Below are 22,346 nucleotides of genomic sequence, written 5' to 3' on the forward strand. Positions count from 1 at the left end.
TACGGCCGCCCGGTCGGGGACGGCCGTACCGACGCATCAGTCCGTGTCGCTCCCCACCGGCTCCGTACGCTCCGGCAGTTCGGCCGCGAGGGCGGCAGCGGCCCGGACGAGGGGGAGTGCGAGCAGTGCCCCGGTTCCTTCCCCCACAGTGACGCCCTGGTCGAGCAGCGGGTTGAGAGCCATCCGGTCCAGCGCCTTGCTCTGCGCCGGCTCGCCGCTCACCTGGCCGGCGAGCCACCAGTCCGGCGCGCGGAACGCCGCACGCTGGCCCACCAGCGCACAGGCCGCCGACACCACACCGTCCAGGATCACCGGCATCCGGCGCACCGCGCTCTGCAGCAGGAACCCGGTGGTCGCGGCCAGATCCGCACCGCCCACCGCCGCCAGCAGCTCCAACTGGTCGCCGAGCACCGGCCGGGCGCGCCGCAGCGCGTCACGGACCGCCGCACACTTGCGCATCCAGGCCAGATCGTCGATCCCCGCACCGCCCCGGCCGGTGACCACGGAGGCGTCCGTGCCGCACAGCGCGGCGATCAGCGTCGCGGCGGGCGTGGTGCCGCCGACGCTCAGATCGCCCAGCACCACCAGATCGGTGCCGGAGTCGGCCTCCTCGTCGGCGATCGCCATGCCCAGCCGGACGGCCTGCTCGGCCTCCTCGGCCGTCAGCGCGTCCTCGACGTCGATCCGCCCGCTGCCGCGCCGCACCCGGTGGCGTACGACGTCCTCGGGCAGCAGCTCCGGGTCGCAGTCCAGGCCCGCGTCCACGATCCGCACCGGGACCCCGGCCCCGCGTGCCAGCACCGCGACCGGGCTCGCGCCGTCCAGCACGGCACGCACCAGCCGGTGCGCGGACCCGGACTCCCGCCCGGAGACGCCCAGTTCGGCGACCCCGTGATCACCCGCGAACAGCACCACGCGCGGCTGCGCCACGGCCTTGACCGGGACGGAGCCCTGCGCGGCGGAGAGCCACTCACCCAGCTCGTCGAGCCGGCCCAGAGCGCCGGGCGGGACGATCAGCCGCTCCCTGCGTTCCTCGGCCTCGCGCCGCATGCCGCTGTCGGGTCGCTCGATCAGGTCGGAGAAGTCATCGAGATTCAGCCTGCTCATTCGCCGAACAGTACAGACACCCGCCGCCGCGTCGGCGGCGGGCCGGGGCCCCCGCCGGTTCCGGTCCGGCGGGTCTCCCGCTCGTGGGTGTCAGCTGCGGAGCACCAGGGCCTGGCCTGCGACGACGAGCAGCAGATGCTCGCACTCGGCGGCGAAGGCGGCGTTGAGTCGGCCCAGTTCGTCGCGGAACCGGCGGCCGGCCGGGGTGGCGGGGACGACACCGGAGCCCACCTCGTTCGTCACCGCGACGACGGTACGGGGCGTTTCCCGTACGGCGGCGACGAGTTCGGTGACCCGTTCGCGCAGCGCCCGCTCGCCGCTCTCCCGCCAGGTCTCGTCGTCCCACGCGCCGACCCGGTCCATCGCATCGGTCAGCCAGAGCGACAGACAGTCGATCAGCAGCGGCGGACCCTCCTCCCTCAGCAGGGGCGCCAGATCGCAGGTCTCCGCCGTACGCCAGGCTCCCGGGCGGCGGTCCCGGTGCTGGGCGACCCTCGACGCCCACTCGGTGTCCCCCTCGCGGGTCCCGCCGGTGGCCACGTACACCACGTCGGGGAACGTCTCCAGCCTGCGCTCGGCCTCGACCGACTTCCCCGAGCGCGCACCGCCGGTCACCAGCGTGCGGCGGGGCAGGTCCGGCACGGCGTGGTACTCGCCGACGATCAGCGTCGTCCCGTCGGGCACGGTCCGGGCGCCGGCGGCGGCGAGCCGGCGGTCCAGCTCGGGACCACCGGGCACGTCGTGGTCGATGTGGACCGCGATGACGTCGGTCGTCGCGCCGATCGCCCCGGAGGCGCGCAGCCGGGCGATCGCGTCGGGGCGTCCGATGACATCCGCGACGACCATCTCGTACGCGGCGAGCCCCTCGGCGAGTCCGGCGGGACCGCCGGACGGCGGCAGATACAGCAGGCGTTCGCCCTCCGGCGAGGTCACCTCGTACCCGGTGCCGGGGTGGTCCATCGGCACGGCGCGCACCCGGTGCCCGCTGATCAGCGTCAGCTCCCGGCCGTCGGGCACCCGCCCGGCCGTGGGCAGCCCGGCGGGCAGATCGACCGCGGGCCCGTCATGGGGGTGCGTGAGCAGCACCTGCCGTACGCCGACGAGCGAATGCCCCGCACGTGCGGCGGCGAGCGCGGCGCCCGGGGTGAGGTCGAGCAGCAGGGCCCCGTCCACGAGCAGCGCGGTCGCGGCCCGCGCGCGAGCCCCGCGCGCGGTGGCGCACACGGCGCACGGGCAGTCGGGCCGGGGGAGTCCGGCGGGCGCGCCGGTGCCGAGCAGAGTCAGTTCCACGCCTCTGATCCTCCCGTGTCACCGCGGGGCGTGCGCGCCCGGCTACGCTGCGGGCAGGATAGAGATCACTGATGGGCCCTGGGAGGCGGACATGGCGTGGACGTGGCGGTTCGAGAAGTCCGACGGAACGGAGGTCCAGCCGGCGGTGCAGCCGGAGGAGTTCACGACGCAGGGGGACGCGGAGTCGTGGATCGGTGAGTACTGGAAGGAACTCCGGGAGGGCGGCGCGGACCAGGTGGTGCTCTCGGAGGACACCACCAAGATCTACGGGCCGATGAGCCTCCACGCGAACGACTGACCGCCGGCGGCCCTCCGGCCGCCGAGGGCGCCTCCCGCACTCCGGGGGGCGCCCGTGCGGGGCCCCGGGCCGTGTCGCTAGACCTCCCCCAGCGTGACCTGTGCCGTGCGGGAGTCACCGTCCCGCAGGTACCCCACCACCACCTTGTCGCCCGGGTTCATCGAGGCCAGCGCCTCCGCCAGGGACGTCACCGTCGTGATCTCGGTCGAACCCACCTTGGTGATGATGTCCCCGACGCGCAGGCCCGCCTGCTCCGCCGGGCCCCCCTTCACGACCTCCACCACCGCCGCCCCCGAGGGCTCGTAGTTGTCGTCGAGCACCGTCCGGGCCGTGATGCCCAGCGCCGCGCGGCCGGAGTCGGTCACCTTGCCGTTCGCGATGATCTGGTCGGCGACCGTCTTCACCATGGAGGCGGGGATCGCGAATCCGATGCCCGGGGCCGCACCCTCGCCCTGCTGCGGGTCCACGGCCGCCAGCGTCGGGATCCCGATCACCTCGCTGTCCAGGTTCACCAGCGCGCCCCCGCTGTTGCCCGGATTGATCGCCGCCGACGTCTGCACCATGTTGGCGAGCGTCGCGCCGGTGGTCCCGCCCGTACCGCTCTCGCTGACCGTGCGGCCGACCGCCGAGACGATGCCCTGGGTGACACTGCTCGACAGACCGAGCGGCGAGCCCATCGCCAGCACGATGTGCCCGACCTCCACCTTCGACGAGTCGCCGAACGTGGCCGGCTTCAGGCCCTCCGGCACCGGATCCAGCTTGATCACGGCCAGGTCCTGCTGCGGATAGGACGAGACGAGCTTCGCCGTCAGCGTCTGCTCACCCGTCGCGATGGTGACGCGGAGCGACTTCGCGTCGCCCACCACATGGGCGTTGGTGACCACATGGCCCTTGGTGTCGTAGACGACGCCGGACCCCAGGCTGTCGCCCGCCTGGATCTGCACGACCGACGGCAGTGAATCCCTGATCACCGACTGGTAGTCGCTCTGCAGGTCCTCCCCGTCGCGTTGGGCCATCGCGCGCGTGGTGCTCTCCGGCTGCGAGGAGGACATGGCCATGCAGCCGCCGGCCGCCGCCGCACACACGACGACGGTCAGCAGGAGCATCAGCCGGCGCGCGGGGCCGGGGCGGCGAGGGGAGGCATCCATGTCCGGAGTATCCCTTTTGCCGCTGCGGGGCAGCTCGCTGTGCGCCGCCGATCAGGGGGCCCCCGGGGCCGACGCCAGGAACTGCGTCGCCGCCAGTTCGCCGTAGAGCGGATCGCCCGCCACGAGCTCCGCGTGCGTGCCCACCGCCCGCACCCTGCCCGCGTCCATCACCACGATCCGGTCCGCCAGCGTCACGGTGGACAGCCGGTGGGCCACCACCAGCACCGTGACCTCGCGGGACACCTCGGTGACCACGTCCCGCAGCGCCATCTCGTTGACCGCGTCCAGCTGCGAGGTCGCCTCGTCGAGCAGAAGCAGCCGCGGCCGGCGCAGCAGCGCACGCGCGATCGCCACCCGCTGCCGCTCGCCGCCCGACAGCTTGGAGCCGCGATGGCCGACGAGTGTCTCCAGCCCGTCGGGCAGCCGCCGTACGAGGGCGTCCAGCCTGGCCCGTACGAGCACGTCCTGAATCTGCTCCTCGGTCGCGTCGGGCGCGGCGAAGACCAGGTTCTCCCGCAGCGTTCCGGCCAGCACCGGGGCGTCCTGCTCGACATAGCCGATCGCGGCGCGCAGCTGGGTCAGCGGCCAGTCCCGGACATCCCGTCCGTCGAGGAACACGCGGCCGCCGGTCGGCTCGTAGAAGCGCTCGATCAGGCCGAAGACGGTCGTCTTGCCGGCGCCCGACGGGCCGACGAACGCGGTCATGCCCGCGCCCGGCACGGCGAAGGAGACACCGTGATGGACGTAGGGGAGCTCGTCGCGGTACCGGAAGGTCACGTCCTCGAAGACCACGGACGCCGGGCCGGTGGTGGCCACGGCCGCGGCCGTCGGCGCCTTCCCCAGCTCCTCCGTCTCCAGCTCCTCCGTCTCCAGCCGCTCCGCCTCCACGATCCGCGCGATGGCCGCCGATCCCACCTGGTACTGGGAGGCCGCCTCCACCAGCCGGGACACCGGGTCGATCAGATAGAAGAGGAACAGCAGGAACGCCACCAGCGTCGACACCGAGATCGCGCCCGAGGCGACCCGCGCCCCGCCGATGCCGAGCACCGCGAGGAACGACACCTGCACCGCGAGACCCACCGACGACCACGCCACCGACTGCCACTTCGCGGACCGGATGCCGTGCCGCCACGCCTCCCGCGCCGCCTTCGCCACGATCTCCGTCTCGCGCTCCTCGGCGCCGGAGGCCTTCAGTGTGCGAAAGGCCCCGAAGGCCCGCTCCAGGACGGTCGAGATCTCTCCGACCGCCTCCTGCGAACGCCGTGTCGCCTGCGCGATCTTCGGCATCACCAGGGCCACGCAGCCGCCGATCAGCACGATGACCCCGAGGGTGACGCCGAGCAGCACCGGGTCCATCACGCCCATCATCACGATGGTGGCGACGAAGGCGAGTCCGCCGGTCGCCGCCGAGACGATCGACTGGGTGGTCACGGCGCGCAGCAGGGTGGTGTCCGAGGTGACCCGGGACATCAGATCGCCTGGCTGGGTGCGCTCCACCTCCGGGAGCCGCAGCCGCAGCAGCCGCCCGATCAGGGTGCGGCGGGCGGCCAGCACCACGGACTCGGCGGTGCGTTCCAGGATGTACGCGCCGACGGCCTCGATCGCGGTGCCGACGACCACCAGGCCGGTGAGCAGCAGCAGGATCGCGGTGATCGACTCGTCCTCGCCGAGCCGGTCGACCAGTGTCTTGGCCGCGAGCGGCTGGGCCAGCCCGCCGACCGTACCGACGAGCGTGAACGACGCCCCGAGCGCGACGGTCCAGCGGTGCGGGCGGAAGTGGGTGTACAGCGCCCGCCAGGTCTGGCGGGCGGGAAGCTTCACGGGGGGCTTGTCGTCGGACGTTCCGGTCGAACTCCGGGCGGGCTTACCGGTCATGGGGCCGGTGGTCTCTGCGGTGGTCACAGAAGGGGGGACGCGAAAACGGCCCCCGGACCTGACCTGCGTGCCGCTCCTGACGCGGGCTGACGCGCGGCACGGTCACCCGACCCCACCGCGCCGGCTCTCAGCCGCTCAGCCGCGTACGCCGCACAGGTGCAGCAGCGCCGCGACCCGCTTGTACGGTTCGGTCCGCCCGGCCCGGTCCTCGGCGGCCAGCAGCCGGTCCAGGTCCTCGGGGGCCGGCAGGTCCGCGTCGTTGTCCGCCCCGTCGGTGAAGACCCGCACGCCGTACCAGGCGTGCAGCGGCGCCGCGATCCCGGCCAGCGTCGCGGTCAGCGCGCCGAGCCGGTCGGCCCGTCCGGGCAGCCCCAGCCGGTTGGTGTAGGAGTCCGAGCCGAAGGCGGCCAGCGCGGCGGGAAAGTCTCCGGCCAGCCCCGGGCGCATGGCCAGGGCGTCGGCGTTGCGCACCAGCAGGGAGAGCAGTCCGCCGGGTGCCAGCACCCGGGCGAGCCCGGCAAGCATGGCGTCGGGCTCCTGCACGTACATCAGCACCCCGTGGCAGAGCACCACGTCGAACGCGCCGGGCAGGAAGTGCGCCCCCGTCTCGCGGCCGTCGCCCTCGATCAGGCGGAACCGCTCACGGATGCCCTCGGGCTCGGTCGCGAGCGTCTGCCGCGCCATGGCGACCATCTCGGCGTCGGACTCCAGACCGGTCACCGAGTGTCCGGCCCGTGCGAGGCGCAGGGCCTGCGTGCCCTGGCCCATCCCGACGTCGAGGATCCGCAGCCGCTGTCCCACCGGGAAGCGGCCGGCTATCTGCTCGTCCAGCTGCCGTGCGACCAGTTCCTGCCGCACGATGTTCCGCAGACCGCTGAGGCCGTTCAGCCAGGCGGTCGCCCCTCCCTCGAAACCGACCGTGCTCAGGGCCGCTCTCCGCGCTTGACCTGAGGCTTGGGCAGGCGCAGGCGGCGCATCTGGAGCGTGCGCATCAGGCCGTACGCGACGGCGCCGCGCTTGGGCTCGTCCGGGAAGCGCTCGGCGAGCTGCTTGCGGAGCCGGAAGACCAGGCCGATCGAGTCGATGATGATCATCACGATCACGCCGAGCCAGAGCAGCAGCGAGATGTTCTGGAGCTGGCCCACGCGGACCATGCTCAGCACGAGGATGACCACCGCGAGCGGCAGGAAGAACTCGGCGATGCAGAAGCGGGAGTCGACGAAGTCGCGGACGAAGCGGCGCACGGGCCCCTTGTCGCGGACGGGCAGATACCGCTCGTCACCACTCGCGAGGGCCTCGCGCTGCTTGGCCAGGTCGGCGCGGCGGGCTTCCCGCTGGCGCTTCATGGCCTCCTTGCGGTCGGCCGGCGCCGTGGAGGCACGGCGGCGCTGGGACTGGGCCTCACTGCGCTTGGGCGTGGGGCGGCCCTTCGGGGCCTCGGGGCTGCGGGGCTGCTTGGAGAGGTCCGCCGTCACCTTGTCGGTGGGGGCCTTCTCTTCCTTGGCACGGCTACGGAACACAAAGCCCAAGGGTACGGGGTGCGGAGCAGGGACCCAACGCCGGTGGGGAACGATCCCGCAACGCCGCGCGTCTGTAGGGGACAGAAGCCGGTGACAAGCCGGACAGAGCGGACGTTGCCCGAGGTTTCCCTGATGGCCACCTACTCCTTGCGCCGGATCGGACCGGGAAGCAGTCGTCCTTGGGGATGAGCGCATCCGCGCCTGAACAGTGCGGTAATGGATGCAGGGCCCGTACTGTGGGTTCTGTTGGAGTGCTGGAGCTTTAGTCCGTCAGAAGGGGGCGCGCGAAGCCCATGAGCGGTGTCATGAAGCGTATGGGGATGATCTTCCGCGCGAAGGCAAACAAGGCCCTCGACAGGGCCGAGGATCCGCGCGAGACCCTCGATTACTCCTACCAGAAGCAGCTGGAGCTGCTGCAGAAGGTGCGTCGCGGAGTCGCCGATGTGGCGACCTCCCGCAAGCGCCTGGAACTGCAGCTGAACCAGCTCCAGGGGCAGTCCACCAAGCTGGAGGACCAGGGCCGCAAGGCGCTGGCGCTCGGCCGGGAGGACCTGGCCCGCGAGGCGCTCTCCCGCCGTGCCGCGCTCCAGCAGCAGGTCACGGACCTGGAGACGCAGCACCAGACGCTGCAGGGCGAGGAGGAGAAGCTCACCCTCGCGGCCCAGCGTCTGCAGGCCAAGGTCGACGCCTTCCGTACGAAGAAGGAGACCATCAAGGCCACGTACACGGCCGCCCAGGCACAGACCCGGATCGGCGAGGCCTTCTCCGGCATCTCCGAGGAGATGGGCGACGTCGGCCAGGCGATCCAGCGGGCCGAGGACAAGACCGCGCAGCTCCAGGCCCGCGCCGGTGCGATCGACGAGCTCCTCGCCTCCGGCGCGCTCGACGATCCGACCGGTATGGCGAAGGACGACATCGCCGCCGAGCTGGACCGCATCTCCGGTGGTACGGATGTGGAGCTGGAGCTGCAGCGGATGAAGGCCGAGCTCGCCGGCGGCTCCTCCTCGCAGCAGGCCATCGAGGGCGGCGACGGCCGGCAGGACGCCGCTCCGCAGCAGAACACCCCGAAGTTCGACAAGCAGTAGGGACTCGTCATGATCGTACGGATCATGGGGGAGGGCCAGGTGAGCGTGGCGGACAGCCACCTCGCCGAGCTCAACAGGCTGGACGACGAACTGCTCGCCGAGATGCAGAGCGGGGACGGCCCCGGCTTCCGGCGCACGCTCCACGCGCTCCTGGAGAGAATCCGCGAGCTCGGCGAGCCTCTGCCGGACGACTCCCTGGAGCCGTCCGAGCTGATTCTCCCGGCGCCCGACGCGACGCTCGAGGACGTACGGAAGCTGCTCCGCGACGACGGTCTGATCCCCGGCTGACGGACGGTCCGGCCTCCGGCCGTCCTGCGCACTCCGACAGCGGCACTGCCCCCCGGTCTCCGGGGGGCAGTGCCGTCTGCGCGTCCCGCGGCGGGGGTGCGGCAGGCCGGCCTCCCGCGGCGCCGCGGGAGGCCGGACCGCCGCGGCGCCACGGGGGGCCGGACCGCCGCGGCACCGCGTCCGCGACCCTCCTCGGCCCTCCGCCCCACCGGGGCGTACACCGCCCGCGCAAGGGGCCGTAACGTTGCCCGACGTGACCTCACTCGCCACCGGGTTCGCCCGCACCCAGCGCTGGCTCCGCGAGCACCCTCTGGCGTTCGACGGAGCGCTGGCCGCCGCGGTGCTGGTGTGCATGGTCGTCGGCTCGTTCGCGGACCCGAACGGGGAGCACGGCCCGAAGTTCGGCGGCCGCACCCCCGAGGTGCGCAGCGTGGTGCTGATGGTGCTGGTCTCCGCCGCGCTGGTCTTCCGCCGCCGCAACTCCATGGGCGTCCTGATCTTCACCGCCGCGGTGTCCGTCGTCGAGCTCGTCCTCGGGGACCCCGCGGCCCCCGTCGCGATGAGCGCCGTGATCGCCCTCTACACCGTCGCGTCCCGCACCGACCGCCCCACGACCTGGCGGGTCGGCCTGCTCACCATGGGGGTGCTCACCGGTTCGGCCATGCTGTTCGGCTCGACGCCCTGGTACACGCAGGAGAACGTCGGCATCTTCGCCTGGACCGGCATGGCGGCCGCCGCCGGCGACGCCGTGCGCAGCCGCCGGGCCTTCGTCGACGCCATACGGGAACGGGCCGAGCGCGCCGAGCGGACCCGCGAGGAGGAGGCCCGGCGCCGGGTCGCCGAGGAGCGGCTGCGGATCGCCCGCGACCTCCACGACGTGGTCGCGCACCACATCGCCCTGGTCAATGTGCAGGCCGGCGTTGCCGCGCATGTCATGGACAAGCGCCCCGACCAGGCCAAGGAAGCGCTCGCGCATGTGCGCGAGGCCAGCCGCTCGGCCCTCAACGAACTGCGGGCCACCGTCGGCCTGCTGCGCCAGTCCGGCGACCCGGAGGCGCCCACCGAACCCGCGCCGGGGCTCGATGTGCTCGATGAGCTGGTCACCACCTTCCGGCAGGCGGGCCTCCCCGTCGAGGTCGCCCGTGCCGACGACGGCGACCGGGCCCCCGCGGCCGTCGACCTCGCCGCGTACCGGATCATCCAGGAGGCGCTGACCAATGTGCAGAAGCACGCGGGCCCGGACGCCAAGGCCGAGGTGAGCGTGATCCGTGTCGGCCCGACCCTGGAGGTCACGGTGCTGGACAACGGCAACGAGCCCGACGGCCGGACGGACGGCGGCGGTCACGGTCTGCTCGGCATGCGCGAGCGGGTCACCGCACTCGGCGGCGCGCTCAGCGCGGGCCCTCGCTACGGCGGCGGATTCCGTGTCCAGGCGATACTGCCCTTCAAGGCCCGCACGGGGGAGGACACATGACGATCAGGGTGCTGCTGGCCGACGACCAGACCCTGCTGCGCAGCGCGTTCCGGGTCCTCGTGGACTCCGAGCCCGACATGCTGGTCGTCGGGGAGGCCGCCGACGGCGCCGAGGCGGTCACGCTCGCCCGGTCGGAGAAGGCCGATGTCGTCCTGATGGACATCCGGATGCCCGGCACCGACGGTCTCGCGGCGACCCGCATGATCAGCGCGGACCCCGGACTGTCGCATGTACGGGTCGTCATGCTGACCACCTTCGAGGTGGACGAGTACGTCGTGCAGTCGCTGCGGGCCGGCGCCTCCGGCTTCCTCGGCAAGGGCGCCGAACCGGACGAACTGCTCAATGCCATCCGCATCGCTGCGGCCGGTGAGGCGCTGCTCTCGCCCGTCGCGACCAAGGGCCTGATCGCCAAGTTCCTCGCGCAGGGCGGCCCTTCGGACGACGGCCCGGATTCCGAGGCGTACTCGGAACGGCTCGCGGCCCTCACTGTGCGGGAGCGCGAGGTCCTCGTCCTGGTCGGCGGAGGCCACTCCAACGACGAGATCGCCACCCGCCTCGCCGTCAGCCCGCTGACGGTGAAAACGCACGTGAACCGGGCCATGGCCAAGCTCGGCGCCCGCGACCGGGCCCAGCTCGTCGTCATCGCCTACGAATCGGGTCTGGTCCGTCCAAGGGTGGAGTGAAGCGGATCGTCGGGACCTGGGGCCTACGGGTGTGCCCTCCCGGATGGCTGAAGGACGCGAAGGACGCGAAGGACGCGAAGGACGCCAAGAACGCCAAGAACTCCGACGAGCCGGCTCCGGCGAACGCGTAACACCTCACCACGGCCACCCCGGCCCGGCCCCCGCGAGGGACCGGGCCGGGTGGCTCGTTTTCCGGGCCCGGGTCAGGGACTGATGCCGGCCGCGGGCGGGCCGGCCGTCACGCGCGCAGCGTCTTGTGCAGCACGACGCACGGCCGGCCGTGCGCGAGGTCCGGCCGGCGGTCGCACTCCTGCCAGCCGCGGGACTCCCAGAACCGCAGCGCCGGCTCGTTGGACTCCAGCACGGCCAGCCGCAGGCCCTCGCGGCCGTCGTCGGCGAACCGCTGCTCCGCCATGTCGGCGAGCGCGCCGCCGACGCCCCGGCGGTGCAGGTCCCCGTGGATCATCAGCAGGCCGATCCACGGCAGACCGTCCACCGGATGGCGGCCGAGCAGGCAGAGCATCCCGCTGAGCCGGCCCTGCGGGTCGCGGGCGAGCAGGATCTCGGCGCCCTCGGCAGTGGCCTCCGCCCGCAGATCGGTCTCGACCCGATCGGCGGGGATGTTCCCGGCGTCGTACTCGCCGGCCTCCCGCCAGTACTCCGGGTTGCTCGCGTAGAGATCCACCACCTCGGAGATCTCCCGCGGCGAGAACCGCATGGGGGAAAGGAAGAGCGTGGACATGCGGGTCAGGGTATACAGACGCCACGATGGTCCTGCCGGCCTGCTGTCAGGCGCTGCGGACACGATCTAGGAGCTCCGCATGACGACGTATGTGCTCATCCCCGGTGCCGACGGCCGCGCCTGGTACTGGCACCGGGTCGTGCCGATGCTGCGCGAGCGGGGGCACGACGCCGTCGCCGTCGATCTGCCGAGCGGCCTCGACGCCGGTCTCGCCGAGCATGTCACGGCCGTCGTGAACGCGATCGGCGACCGCGACACCGGCGACGACGGGCCGGTCCTGGTCGCCCAGTCCCTCGCGGCCGTCATCGCCCCCCTGGTGTGCGAGCGCATCCCCGTCCAGCAGCTCATCCTGGTCAATCCGATGATCCCGACCCCCGGTGAGACCGCGGGGGAGTGGTGGGACAACACCGGCCGGGACGCGGCCGCACGCGCCTTCGCGGCGGAAGAGGGGCGCGACCCGGACGCGGGATTCGACCTGATCGTCGACTTCTTCCACGACGTGCCCCAGGACGCCACCGATGAGGCGATGTCCGGCGAGGCGTCCGGCCCCTCGGAGGCGCTGTTCGCCGAACCCTGGCCGCTGCGGGCCTGGCCGGACGTCCCCACCCGCATCCTCCAGGGCCGCGACGACCGGTTCTTCCCGCTCGGGTTCCAGCTGCGGATCGCCGCGGAGCGCCTGCCGGGAGTGCCCGTCGAGGACCTGCCGGGCGGCCACCTCGTGGCGCTGAGCCGCCCGGTGGAGCTCACCGAGCTGATCTGCAACGGCACGGAGGCGCCCCGGTCGCGGTGACCGGGGCGCCTCCTTCCCCCTCGGTGGCCGTCCTGCGGCGATCGCGGTGCAGGCCCACGCCTACGGCAGGGCGAGCATCCGCTCCAGCGCCAGCTTCGCGAAGCTCTCCGTCTCCTTGTCGACCTGGATCCGGTTGACCAGATTGCCCTCGGCCAGCGACTCCAGCGTCCACACCAGGTGCGGAAGGTCGATGCGGTTCATCGTCGAGCAGAAGCAGACCGTCTTGTCGAGGAAGACGATCTCCTTGTCGGGGTGCGCGTTCGCGACCCGGCGGACCAGATTGAGCTCGGTGCCGATGGCCCACTTGGAACCGGCCGGGGCCGCCTCCAGCGTCTTGATGATGTACTCCGTCGAGCCGACGTAGTCCGCGGCCGCGACGACCTCGTGCTTGCACTCGGGGTGCACCAGCACGTTGACGCCGGGAATCCGCGCGCGGACGTCCTCGACGGAGTCCAGCGAGAAGCGGCCGTGCACGGAGCAGTGCCCGCGCCACAGGATCATCTTGGCGTCCCGCAGCTGCTCTGCGGTCAGCCCGCCGTTCGGCTTGTGCGGGTTGTAGAGGACGCAGTCCTCCAGCGACATCCCCATGTCCCGTACGGCGGTGTTGCGCCCGAGGTGCTGGTCGGGGAGGAACAGCACCTTCTCCCCCTGCTCGAACGCCCAGTCCAGCGCCCGCTTGGCGTTGGACGAGGTGCAGATCGTGCCGCCGTGCTTGCCGGTGAAGGCCTTGATGTCCGCGGAGGAGTTCATGTACGAGACGGGCACGACCTGCTCGGCTATGCCGGCCTCGGTCAGTACGTCCCAGCACTCCGCGACCTGCTCGGCCGTCGCCATGTCGGCCATCGAGCAGCCGGCGGCCAGGTCGGGCAGGACGACCATCTGGTCGTCGGTGGTGAGGATGTCCGCGGACTCGGCCATGAAGTGCACACCGCAGAAGACGATGTACTCGGCCTCCGGCCGCGCCGCCGCGTCCTTGGCCAGCTTGAAGGAGTCGCCGGTGACGTCGGCGAACTGGATGACCTCGTCACGCTGGTAGTGGTGGCCGAGGACGAAGACCTTCTCGCCGAGCTTCTCCTTGGCCGCGCGGGCGCGTTCCACCAGGTCCGGGTCGGACGGGGAGGGCAGGTCACCGGGGCACTCCACACCGCGTTCGCTCCGGGGGTCGGCCTCTCGGCCGAGCAGCAGCAGGGCGAGCGGCGTCGGCTGGACGTCGAGTTCCGTACGGGCTTGGGCGGTGGTCACGACACGCACCCTTTCTTCTTGGGCGTTGAGCGCGGCGATGGCCGCTCCAGTGGAGCCTGGGCTGCCACCGGAAGACCTTCTCGTCTGTTTGACGCTATCTATCATAACTGCTTCACGTCACTTTGACGATGCCGATAGCGTCGATGTGACGCACCCCCTCACCCCGGACCCGTGCCCGCCCGTGCGTCGGTGTGCGAGCATGAAAGGGCAAAACACGTCCATCGGTCCGGAATGAATCCGCGGCCGCGCCGGTTGCAATCGTCGGCAAGCAGTCTCCGTACCCCTGCCTCCGGCGGGGAGACCCCATCCCGGGAGTGATGAAGCAGATGTCCGTATCGGACGAGACCACCACCGTGAGCGACGGCATCCTCCTTTCCGACGCCGCCGCGGCCAAGGTCAAGGCCCTGCTGGACCAGGAAGGCCGGGAGGACCTGGCGCTGCGCGTCGCGGTTCAGCCCGGTGGCTGCTCCGGCCTGCGGTACCAGCTGTTCTTCGACGAGCGTGCGCTCGACGGCGATGTCGTCAAGGACTTCGGCGGCGTCAAGGTCGTTACCGACCGCATGAGCGCCCCGTACCTGGGCGGCGCCTCGATCGACTTCGTCGACACCATCGAGAAGCAGGGCTTCACGATCGACAACCCGAACGCGACCGGCTCCTGCGCCTGCGGCGACTCCTTCAGCTAGGACCGACGCGTCCCTGGGCGTGAGCCCCGGGAGCCCGGCCTGCTGAGCCATGCGAAAGGCGGCGACCCCACCAGGGTCGCCGCCTTCGTCATGTCCGCCGTGCCACGCTCACCACGTCCGCGAGGGCGTGTGTCCGCGCGGGGCGGTCACCGCCCCTGGAGCGGCACCGCCTTGCCCGTGTCCGCGTCCAGGACCTTCCGGTCGCCGAGCGGCTTGTCCAGCGTGACCTTCTCCGTGAGCTCCTTGGCGATCGCGATGCAGACCCGGTCCGGGTTCGGCTTGGACTCGGTGATCCGTACCGTGACCTCGCCGCCCTTCTCGGTCGCCGTCGCCGCGTAGTCGCTGCACACCCCGCCCCAGAAGGTGACCGTCAGTGTCCGCCCGTCCACGGCGTACGACTGGACCCGGCGCTCGGACTGCGGAGCCGTTGTCTTCGGCGGCGCGGTCGGCTCGATGTCCTGCTGCGGCGGCTTGGCCGACGACGGCGGCTCGGCCGGCTTCAGATACTTCGGTGCCACCGCCGGCTGGGCGATCGTGAACGTCCTTGTGCCGCCGGCCGGTTCCACTGCGAACAGCCACGACGGGACCAGCGCCTGCTGACCGTCCACGTACTGCGCGGCCAGTCCGAACACCGCCTTGCCGATCGCCAGTTGCTGCGGCGTGGCAGGCTTCGCGCTCTTCGGCTCGCACGGGGCCGCCGGCTTCTGCTCACCCTCCACCGGTGCCGGTGTCGCGCAACCCCCGATACCGACCGTGCCGTCGCCGCGGGCGTCCTTGTTCAGCTGCTTCAGGGCGTCGTCGGCGGAGAGCACCGGGTACGAGGCGCTCTTCGCGGGCTTCTTCAACTGCCCGCCACCGCCCACGACCTGGCCGTCCGCACCGATCTGCACACCCGTCGTCCAGCCGTAGGTGGGCAGTCCGCCGACCTTCGGATCGGCGTTCACCACGCGGACCGCACCCATCAACTGGCGTGCGTCCAGGGCGGCATCGCTCTGACCGAGCGCCGCGAGTACCGGCGCGGCGGCCTTCTTCGCGGCCGCCTCGCTCACCGGCTTGCCGGCGGGGGTGGTCCGTCCGGTGTCGGCATCGCCGCCGGACGGACAGGCCTTGCCCTTCAGGCAGTTGTCGCCGCTCGGCGCGGTGCCGAAGGCGGAGAAGGTCCAGGTGCCCGGCGCCTGCTTGTTCACCTCCAGCATCCGGCCGGAGCCGTCCTTGTCCGCGCCGATCTTCCAGGCGGGCCCGACGAGCCGGGGTGTGCCCGGGATGCCGAGCGCCTTCGCCAGGCGCGTCACCTCGTCCGCGGTGACCGCACCCCGCGCCCGGTGCACGGCCGCTTCCTCCGGGCCGTCCGGGAGCTTGCCCTCGGCCCGGTAGACGGTGCCGCCGCCCGGGTCGGGCTCACCCGGGGCGATCCCGGGGCCCGAGTCCCGGGGAGTGTCCAGCGAGAGCAACGGCGGTTTCGCGTCATTGCCGGACGCACCGCTTCTGGCGTCCGCACCGTCGTCGCCGCTGCCGAAGCCGGCCGTCGCGAAGTACGCACTGCCGCCACCCGCGATCAGTACTGCCGCCGCCACCGAGGCGACAGCGAGCGGGGAACGCCGGCGGCGTGAGCTGTCGTGAGTGTTCTCCGTGCTGCTCACCGCATCGCTCCTTGTCGTGTGTCCCCGGGATACGGGGGCACCGATGAGACGGAGCGGGGGCGCGCACGGTTCCCCGGAGCGCCCGGAGTTGACTCTTGCGCCCTCGACGGGCCGTGCGGTGAGTGCTCCGGACTCAGTCGCCGTATTCAGACATGGCGTCCAGGAGCCGTGCCGATGAGGCGGGTACGACGACACCATGGATACGGGACGGCGACACCGGAGCGGCCGCCTTGGCGGCCGGCACCACCCAGTGGGGAGCCATCCGTGCGCAGTCGCCGCGCAGCTGGGCCAGGGAGATCTCGGACTCGAGCGGCGCGGGGGAGGCGATGGACTTTGTCATATCCGCACCGTACGCATCGGGAGGTCCGCGAAAAAAGCCCTACTATCGGGTAGTTTCTGCCCTTCAGCCCCGGCCTGACAACCGGTAGCGTGAAGCGTCATCCGCCCCCGCCCCTGGAGCGCATCGCCGTGCGAATCGCAGTCACCGGTTCCATCGCCACCGATCACCTCATGACCTTCCCCGGCCGTTTCGCGGACCAACTCGTCGCGGACCAGCTGCACACGGTCTCCCTCTCCTTCCTGGTCGACAACCTCGATGTGCGCAGGGGCGGTGTCGGCGCGAACATCTGCTTCGGCATGGGCCAGCTGGGCACCAGGCCGATCCTGGTCGGAGCGGCCGGATCGGACTTCGACGAGTACCGCGCCTGGCTCGACCGCCACGGCGTGGACACCGGGTCCGTCAGGATCTCCGAGGTCCTTCACACCGCACGCTTCGTCTGCACCACCGACGCCGACCACAACCAGATCGGCTCCTTCTACACCGGCGCCATGAGCGAGGCCCGCCAGATCGAGCTGAAGTCGGTCGCGGACCGGGTCGGCGGCCTGGACCTGGTGCTGATCGGCGCGGACGACCCGGAGGCGATGCTGCGGCACACCGAGGAGTGCCGTTCGCGGCAGATCCCCTTCGCGGCCGACTTCTCGCAGCAGATCGCCCGGATGAACGGTGACGAGATCCGGATACTGCTCGACGGCGCCACCTACCTCTTCTCCAACGAGTACGAGAAGGGACTCATCGAGTCCAAGACCGGCTGGACCGACGAGGAGATCCTGGGCCGCGTCGGCCACCGGGTCACCACCCTCGGCGCGAACGGCGTGCGCATCGAGCGCGCCGGCCACGAGCCGATCGAGGTCGGCTGCGCCGAGGAGGAGGCCAAGGTCGACCCGACGGGCGTGGGCGACGCCTTCCGCGCGGGCTTCCTCTCGGGCCTGACCTGGGACGTGGGCCTGGAGCGCGCGGCACAGGTCGGCTGCATGCTCGCGACACTGGTGATCGAGACGCTGGGCACGCAGGAGTACACACTGCGGCGGGCGCACTTCATGGACCGCTTCACCAAGGCGTACGGCCACGAGGCGGCGGCCGAGGTCCGCGGCCACCTGGGCTGAACCGTCCCCTGTTACGTCAGTACGTCGAGCTCCCCCCGGACGGCGGTCCGGGGGGAGCGCCGTTTCTCCGGAACACCGGTTTCCCGAGCGCCCGCCGAAACAGCACCGCCCCGGCCCGGTCCGCTCGCCCGGCCCCCACGCCGCCCCGCCGGTCCGCTCGCCCGTCGGAATCCGCGCCGCCGCGCCCGAACGGCGAAGCCCGGCCGGGGCTCCGGGTCCCGCCAGGCCGCCGGCGCCGACCGCCGCCGAAGCGCCGCTACACCAGTCGCCGCACCACGTACGCCGTCCCGCGCTCCGCCGTCTCCTCGCCCACGTACTCCTGGTCCCGCATCACGCACCACGCCGGGATGTCCAGCCGCGCCGCCTCGTCGTCCGACAGCACCGTCACCGTGCCGCCCAGCGGTACGTCGCCGATCACCTTCGCCAGCTCGATCACCGGGATCGGGCACCGCTTCCCGAGCGCGTCCACCACGAGGGACGGCTCCTGCCCGGTGCTCTCCGTGGCGGTCGGCGCGCCGAGCCGTTCCCGTACCGCGGACACCACCGACGGCAGCACCTCCAGGAACCGGTCCACGTCCTCCCCGGTCGTGCCGAGCGGCAGCGACACGCGCACATTGCCCTCGCTCAGCACCCCCATCGCCCGCAGCACATGGCTCGGCGTCAGGGTGCTCGACGTGCACGAGGACCCCGAGGAGACCGAGAAGCCCTCCCGGTCCAGTTCGTGCAGCAGAGTCTCTCCATCGACATAGAGACAGGAGAAGGTGACGAGATGGGGCAGCCGGTGCACCGGATCGCCCACCACCTCGACGTCCGGGACCAGTTCCGGCACCCGGGCGCGGATACGGTCCACCAGGGCCCGCAGCCGTACCGCCTCCTCCGCGGCCTCGGCGCGTACCGCCCGCAGCGAGGCGGCCGCCGCGACGATCGCGGGGAGGTTCTCGAAGCCCGCGGACCGGCCCGACTCCCGCTCGTCGGCGGGCTCCTGGGGAGCGAACCGGACGCCCTTGCGCACGACGAGCAGCCCGGCCCCCGCGGGACCGCCCCACTTGTGCGCGCTGGCGGCGAGCAGCGACCAGTCCCCGCCGACCGGCCCCCACGCGAGCGACTGGGCGGCGTCCACCAGCAGGGGCACCCCGGCGGCACGGCAGACCTCGGCGACCCGGTCCACCGGCTGTTCCGTGCCGACCTCGTGGTTGGCGGACTGCAGACAGGCCAGCGCGGTGTCCTCGCGCAGCGCGGCCGCGTACGCCGCGGGGTCCACCCGGCCCGCCCGGTCCACCGGCACCTCGGTCGCGGTGTCGCCGGCCGCGTGCAGAACGGAGGAGTGCTCCACCGACGAGACCACCACATGCCGTCCGACACGCCGACGGCCCGCGAGCGCCCCGGAAACCCCGAGGTGAACCGCGCGCGTCCCCGAAGGAGTGAACACGAGCTCGTCCGGGCGGCACCCCACGGCCTCCGCCGCCGCCGCCCGCGCCGCGTCCAGCAGCAGTCTGGCCCGCCGCCCTTCGCGGTACAGCCGCGAGGGATCGGCCCACCCCTCGTCCAGGGAGGCCTGCAGGGCCTGGCGGGCAACCGGGTGCAGGGGAGCGGAGGACGCGGTATCGAAGTAGGGCACGTCGCCACGCTAACCCCAGGGCCCGGAAGGAGCGTCAGATGCCCGCCGGAGGCAGGCATTCCGGACGCTTTCCATCCCTTCGGGGTGTCGGACGGCGCGTTGGGCACCCTCCCCGCGCGACCCCAAATAGCGTCCAGTAGGGTTTGGTCCGCATAAACATCCAAACCCCTGCCCGCGTCAGGGCCGGCGACCGACCAGCGAGACGGCCGCGGCATGCCGCGCGGGCCGAGACTCTCGGGAAGGCGCTACGTGAGTCCCAACGGCTCCGACCTCCCCCACGCCCTGGGGGGCGCGGGCGGTACCCCCATGTCGCGGCGCCCGATGCGGCGGAAGCTGACGCAGCTGCTGACTGCGGGCCTGATCCTGGCAACCGCCACAGGTTGCACCTACAAGGATTTCCCCCGCCTTGGTATGCCCACCCCGGTCACGGAGGAGGCGCCGCGGATCCTGTCCCTCTGGCAGGGCTCGTGGGCGGCAGCGCTCGCCACGGGCGTCCTGGTGTGGGGCCTGATCGTGTGGAGTGTCATCTTCCACCGGCGCAGCCGCACCAAGGTGGAGGTTCCTCCGCAGACCCGGTACAACATGCCCATCGAGGCCCTGTACACGGTCGTTCCGCTCATCATCGTCTCGGTGCTCTTCTACTTCACCGCGCGTGACGAGTCCAAGCTTCTCTCCCTGGCCGACAAGCCCGCCCACACGATCAACGTGGTCGGGTACCAGTGGAGCTGGGGCTTCAACTACATCGAGAACGTCCCGGGCTCCGAAGGCAACGCGAAGACGTCCGCGGACCTGCAGGCCATCCCCGACAGGTTCCGCGACGACTTCCCGGCCAACGCCGGCGGTGTCTACGACGCCGGTATCCCCGGTACGCGGAACCCGCAGAACGGCAACCCGGGTCCGACGCTGTGGCTGCCCATGGGTGAGAAGGTCCGGTTCGTCCTGACCTCTCGTGACGTGATCCACTCCTTCTGGGTGGTTCCCTTCCTGATGAAGCAGGACGTCATCCCCGGCCACACCAACTCCTTCGAGGTGACTCCGACCCAGGAGGGCACCTTCATGGGCAAGTGCGCCGAGCTCTGCGGCGTCGACCACTCCCGGATGCTCTTCAACGTCAAGGTGGTCTCTCCGGAGCGCTACCAGCAGCACCTGAAGGAGCTGGCGGAGAAGGGGCAGACCGGCTACATCCCGTCGGGCATTGAGCAGACGGACCCGGCCAGGAATGCGGAGAAGAACCAACTGTGAGCATCCTCAACGAACCCCAGGGTGCCGCCGCAGCAGCTGACGACTCGTACGAGAACGAGCTGCCGGTACGGCGCAAGCAGCCCGGCAATGTGGTGGTGAAGTGGCTGACCACCACCGACCACAAGACCATCGGCACGCTCTACCTGGTCACGTCGTTCGTCTTCTTCTGCATCGGCGGAGTGATGGCGCTCTTCATGCGCGCCGAGCTGGCCCGGCCGGGCACGCAGATCATGTCGAACGAGCAGTTCAACCAGGCGTTCACGATGCACGGCACGATCATGCTGCTGATGTTCGCGACGCCGCTGTTCGCCGGCTTCGCGAACTGGATCATGCCGCTGCAGATCGGCGCGCCCGACGTGGCGTTCCCGCGGCTGAACATGTTCGCGTACTGGCTGTACCTCTTCGGCTCGATCATCGCCGTCGCGGGCTTCATCACGCCGAACGGTGCGGCCGACTTCGGCTGGTTCGCCTACTCCCCGCTGTCGGACGCCGTCCGCTCGCCGGGTATCGGCGCCGACATGTGGATCATGGGTCTGGCCTTCTCCGGCTTCGGCACGATCCTCGGCTCGGTCAACTTCATCACCACGATCATCTGCATGCGCGCACCCGGCATGACGATGTTCCGGATGCCGATCTTCACCTGGAACGTGCTGCTGACCGGTGTGCTGGTCCTGCTCGCCTTCCCGGTTCTCGCCGCCGCGCTCTTCGCGCTGGAGGCGGATCGCAAGTTCGGCGCCCATGTCTTCGACGCGGCCAACGGCGGAGCACTGCTGTGGCAACACCTCTTCTGGTTCTTCGGCCATCCAGAGGTGTACATCATCGCCTTGCCGTTCTTCGGGATCGTCTCCGAAGTGATCCCGGTCTTCAGCCGTAAGCCGATGTTCGGTTACATCGGTCTGATCGGTGCGACGATCGCGATCGCGGGTCTGTCGGTGACGGTCTGGGCGCACCACATGTATGTGACGGGCGGGGTACTCCTACCGTTCTTCTCATTCATGACGTTCTTGATCGCGGTGCCGACCGGTGTGAAGTTCTTCAACTGGATCGGCACGATGTGGAAGGGCTCACTGTCCTTCGAGACACCGATGCTGTGGACGATCGGCTTCCTGGTCACCTTCACCTTCGGTGGTCTGACGGGCGTCATCCTGGCCTCGCCGCCGATGGACTTCCACGTCTCCGACTCGTACTTCGTGGTCGCGCACTTCCACTACGTCGTGTTCGGCACCGTGGTGTTCGCGATGTTCGCCGGCTTCCACTTCTGGTGGCCGAAGTTCACCGGCAAGATGCTGGACGAGCGGCTCGGCAAGATGACCTTCTGGACGCTGTTCATCGGCTTCCACGGCACCTTCCTGGTCCAGCACTGGCTGGGCGCCGAGGGCATGCCGCGGCGGTACGCGGACTACCTCGCCGCCGACGGCTTCACCGCGCTGAACACCATCTCCACGATCAGCTCGTTCGTCCTGGGCCTCTCGGTCCTGCCGTTCTTCTACAACGTGTGGAAGACCGCGAAGTACGGCAAGAAGGTCGAGGTCGACGACCCGTGGGGCTACGGCCGTTCACTCGAATGGGCCACGTCCTGCCCGCCGCCCCGGCACAACTTCATCACCCTGCCGCGGATCCGTTCCGAATCCCCGGCCTTCGACCTCCACCACCCTGAGGTCGCGGCTCTCGAGACCCTCGAGAACGCCGGCCAGAAGGACACCAAGATGTTCGGCGGCAAGGAGGTCGGGAAGTGAAGATCCAGGGCAAGATGTTCCTGTGGCTGAGCTTCTTCATCCTCGCCGTCGCCATCCTGTACGGCGTGTGGTCGAAGGATCCGGCCGGTACGACCGCGCTCTTCCTGGCCTTCGGCCTGAGCATCATGATCGGCTTCTACCTGGCCTTCACGGCCCGGCGGGTCGACGCGATGGCGCAGGACAACAAGGAGGCCGACGTCGCGGACGAGGCCGGCGAGGTGGGGTTCTTCTCCCCGCACAGCTGGCAGCCGCTCTCGCTGGCCGTCGGTGGTGCGCTCGCCTTCCTCGCCGTCGCGATGGGCTGGTGGCTGCTGTACTTCTCGGCGCCGCTGATCCTCGTCGGACTCTTCGGCTGGGTGTTCGAGTACTACCGCGGTGAGAGCCAGAACCAGTAACACCGCGTCAGCAACGCACGGGCGGACCCGGATCCCCTTCACTCGCG

Annotated in this window: 23 protein-coding genes; 12 read left to right on the forward strand and 11 right to left on the reverse strand. The window is 71.1% G+C overall.

The annotated features are described in order from the left end of the window. Nucleotides 1-36: 36 nt before the first annotated feature. The gene (gene cobT / locus RPQ07_RS26940) at nt 37-1,107 is read right to left on the reverse strand and encodes a nicotinate-nucleotide--dimethylbenzimidazole phosphoribosyltransferase (protein WP_313946782.1); all 1,071 of its coding nucleotides are present in this window, start codon (nt 1,105-1,107) and stop codon (nt 37-39) included. Nucleotides 1,108-1,197: 90 nt separating this feature from the next. Beyond that, the gene (locus RPQ07_RS26945; RefSeq protein ID WP_313946783.1) at nt 1,198-2,397 is read right to left on the reverse strand and encodes a bifunctional adenosylcobinamide kinase/adenosylcobinamide-phosphate guanylyltransferase; all 1,200 of its coding nucleotides are present in this window, start codon (nt 2,395-2,397) and stop codon (nt 1,198-1,200) included. Nucleotides 2,398-2,488: 91 nt separating this feature from the next. Here RPQ07_RS26945 and RPQ07_RS26950 point away from each other — a divergent pair, with 91 nt between their 5' ends. Beyond that, nucleotides 2,489-2,695: a hypothetical protein gene (locus RPQ07_RS26950; protein WP_313946784.1), complete on the forward strand. Its 207-nt coding sequence runs from the start codon at nt 2,489-2,491 to the stop codon at nt 2,693-2,695. 77 nt (nt 2,696-2,772) lie between these two features. Here the strand turns inward: RPQ07_RS26950 and RPQ07_RS26955 are convergent, their stop codons facing one another. From RPQ07_RS26955 to RPQ07_RS26970, 4 genes are all read right to left on the reverse strand, one after another. Then, the gene (locus tag RPQ07_RS26955; protein WP_313946785.1) at nt 2,773-3,843 is read right to left on the reverse strand and encodes a S1C family serine protease; all 1,071 of its coding nucleotides are present in this window, start codon (nt 3,841-3,843) and stop codon (nt 2,773-2,775) included. Between the two features lie 51 nt (nt 3,844-3,894). Next, nucleotides 3,895-5,718: an ABC transporter ATP-binding protein gene (locus RPQ07_RS26960; protein ID WP_313946786.1), complete on the reverse strand. Its 1,824-nt coding sequence runs from the start codon at nt 5,716-5,718 to the stop codon at nt 3,895-3,897. Between the two features lie 135 nt (nt 5,719-5,853). Next, nucleotides 5,854-6,576, reverse strand: a complete 723-nt coding sequence (locus tag RPQ07_RS26965) for a methyltransferase domain-containing protein (RefSeq protein ID WP_313946787.1) — start codon at nt 6,574-6,576, stop codon at nt 5,854-5,856. Between the two features lie 65 nt (nt 6,577-6,641). Next, a complete protein-coding gene (locus RPQ07_RS26970) occupies nt 6,642-7,238 on the reverse strand; it encodes a DUF3043 domain-containing protein (protein ID WP_313946788.1) in 597 nt (198 codons plus the stop codon). Nucleotides 7,239-7,531: 293 nt separating this feature from the next. On the opposite strand from RPQ07_RS26970, the gene RPQ07_RS26975 reads away from it, so the two are divergent. From RPQ07_RS26975 to RPQ07_RS26995, 5 genes are all read left to right on the forward strand, one after another. After that, the gene (locus RPQ07_RS26975) at nt 7,532-8,323 is read left to right on the forward strand and encodes a PspA/IM30 family protein (RefSeq protein WP_313946789.1); all 792 of its coding nucleotides are present in this window, start codon (nt 7,532-7,534) and stop codon (nt 8,321-8,323) included. Between the two features lie 9 nt (nt 8,324-8,332). After that, nucleotides 8,333-8,611 carry a PspA-associated protein PspAA gene (gene pspAA / locus RPQ07_RS26980; protein WP_313946790.1) on the forward strand — a complete coding sequence of 93 codons (279 nt, stop codon included), beginning with the start codon at nt 8,333-8,335 and terminating at the stop codon, nt 8,609-8,611. Between the two features lie 253 nt (nt 8,612-8,864). Further along, a complete protein-coding gene (locus RPQ07_RS26985) occupies nt 8,865-10,085 on the forward strand; it encodes a sensor histidine kinase (protein ID WP_313946791.1) in 1,221 nt (406 codons plus the stop codon). Continuing rightward, a complete protein-coding gene (locus RPQ07_RS26990) occupies nt 10,082-10,768 on the forward strand; it encodes a response regulator transcription factor (protein WP_313946792.1) in 687 nt (228 codons plus the stop codon). The genes RPQ07_RS26985 and RPQ07_RS26990 overlap by 4 nt, the downstream gene beginning before the upstream one ends. Next, nucleotides 10,765-10,899 carry a hypothetical protein gene (locus RPQ07_RS26995; RefSeq protein WP_313946793.1) on the forward strand — a complete coding sequence of 45 codons (135 nt, stop codon included), beginning with the start codon at nt 10,765-10,767 and terminating at the stop codon, nt 10,897-10,899. Before RPQ07_RS26990 ends, RPQ07_RS26995 begins: the two co-directional genes overlap by 4 nt. Before the next feature lie 107 nt (nt 10,900-11,006). Here the strand turns inward: RPQ07_RS26995 and RPQ07_RS27000 are convergent, their stop codons facing one another. Further along, on the reverse strand, nt 11,007-11,510 hold the full coding sequence (locus RPQ07_RS27000) for a GNAT family N-acetyltransferase (protein WP_313946794.1): 504 nt from the start codon (nt 11,508-11,510) through the stop codon (nt 11,007-11,009). Between the two features lie 79 nt (nt 11,511-11,589). Between RPQ07_RS27000 and RPQ07_RS27005 the strand changes: the two genes are divergently transcribed. Continuing rightward, a complete protein-coding gene (locus RPQ07_RS27005; protein WP_313946795.1) occupies nt 11,590-12,300 on the forward strand; it encodes an alpha/beta hydrolase in 711 nt (236 codons plus the stop codon). A 60-nt stretch (nt 12,301-12,360) separates the two neighbouring features. Here the strand turns inward: RPQ07_RS27005 and nadA are convergent, their stop codons facing one another. Next, nucleotides 12,361-13,542, reverse strand: coding sequence for a quinolinate synthase NadA (nadA, locus tag RPQ07_RS27010; RefSeq protein WP_313946796.1), 1,182 nt, complete (start codon nt 13,540-13,542; stop codon nt 12,361-12,363). 326 nt (nt 13,543-13,868) lie between these two features. Between nadA and RPQ07_RS27015 the strand changes: the two genes are divergently transcribed. After that, on the forward strand, nt 13,869-14,225 hold the full coding sequence (locus RPQ07_RS27015; protein WP_313946797.1) for an iron-sulfur cluster assembly accessory protein: 357 nt from the start codon (nt 13,869-13,871) through the stop codon (nt 14,223-14,225). Between the two features lie 146 nt (nt 14,226-14,371). Here the strand turns inward: RPQ07_RS27015 and RPQ07_RS27020 are convergent, their stop codons facing one another. Together RPQ07_RS27020 and RPQ07_RS27025 are read right to left on the reverse strand one after the other, a co-directional pair. Further along, nucleotides 14,372-15,865, reverse strand: a complete 1,494-nt coding sequence (locus RPQ07_RS27020) for a hypothetical protein (protein WP_313946798.1) — start codon at nt 15,863-15,865, stop codon at nt 14,372-14,374. Between the two features lie 133 nt (nt 15,866-15,998). Beyond that, complete coding sequence (locus RPQ07_RS27025; RefSeq protein ID WP_313946799.1) at nt 15,999-16,205, reverse strand: hypothetical protein; 207 nt, start codon at nt 16,203-16,205, stop codon at nt 15,999-16,001. Nucleotides 16,206-16,333: 128 nt separating this feature from the next. Between RPQ07_RS27025 and RPQ07_RS27030 the strand changes: the two genes are divergently transcribed. Beyond that, the gene (locus RPQ07_RS27030; protein WP_313946800.1) at nt 16,334-17,308 is read left to right on the forward strand and encodes a carbohydrate kinase family protein; all 975 of its coding nucleotides are present in this window, start codon (nt 16,334-16,336) and stop codon (nt 17,306-17,308) included. Between the two features lie 256 nt (nt 17,309-17,564). Here the strand turns inward: RPQ07_RS27030 and RPQ07_RS27035 are convergent, their stop codons facing one another. Beyond that, complete coding sequence (locus RPQ07_RS27035) at nt 17,565-18,926, reverse strand: cysteine desulfurase/sulfurtransferase TusA family protein (RefSeq protein WP_313946801.1); 1,362 nt, start codon at nt 18,924-18,926, stop codon at nt 17,565-17,567. A gap of 249 nt (nt 18,927-19,175) precedes the next feature. Between RPQ07_RS27035 and coxB the strand changes: the two genes are divergently transcribed. From coxB to RPQ07_RS27050, 3 genes are read left to right on the forward strand one after another with little or no spacing between them, the layout of a single operon-like run. Next, the gene (gene coxB, locus RPQ07_RS27040) at nt 19,176-20,168 is read left to right on the forward strand and encodes a cytochrome c oxidase subunit II (protein ID WP_391839220.1); all 993 of its coding nucleotides are present in this window, start codon (nt 19,176-19,178) and stop codon (nt 20,166-20,168) included. Continuing rightward, nucleotides 20,165-21,904, forward strand: a complete 1,740-nt coding sequence (ctaD, locus tag RPQ07_RS27045; protein ID WP_313946802.1) for a cytochrome c oxidase subunit I — start codon at nt 20,165-20,167, stop codon at nt 21,902-21,904. The genes coxB and ctaD overlap by 4 nt, the downstream gene beginning before the upstream one ends. Beyond that, the gene (locus RPQ07_RS27050; RefSeq protein ID WP_313946803.1) at nt 21,901-22,299 is read left to right on the forward strand and encodes a cytochrome c oxidase subunit 4; all 399 of its coding nucleotides are present in this window, start codon (nt 21,901-21,903) and stop codon (nt 22,297-22,299) included. Before ctaD ends, RPQ07_RS27050 begins: the two co-directional genes overlap by 4 nt. Nucleotides 22,300-22,346 lie beyond the last annotated feature (47 nt).

Origin of the sequence: Streptomyces sp. AM8-1-1, assembly GCF_032229325.1 — a bacterium.
GTDB classification, from domain to species: Bacteria; Actinomycetota; Actinomycetes; order Streptomycetales; family Streptomycetaceae; genus Streptomyces; species Streptomyces achmelvichensis.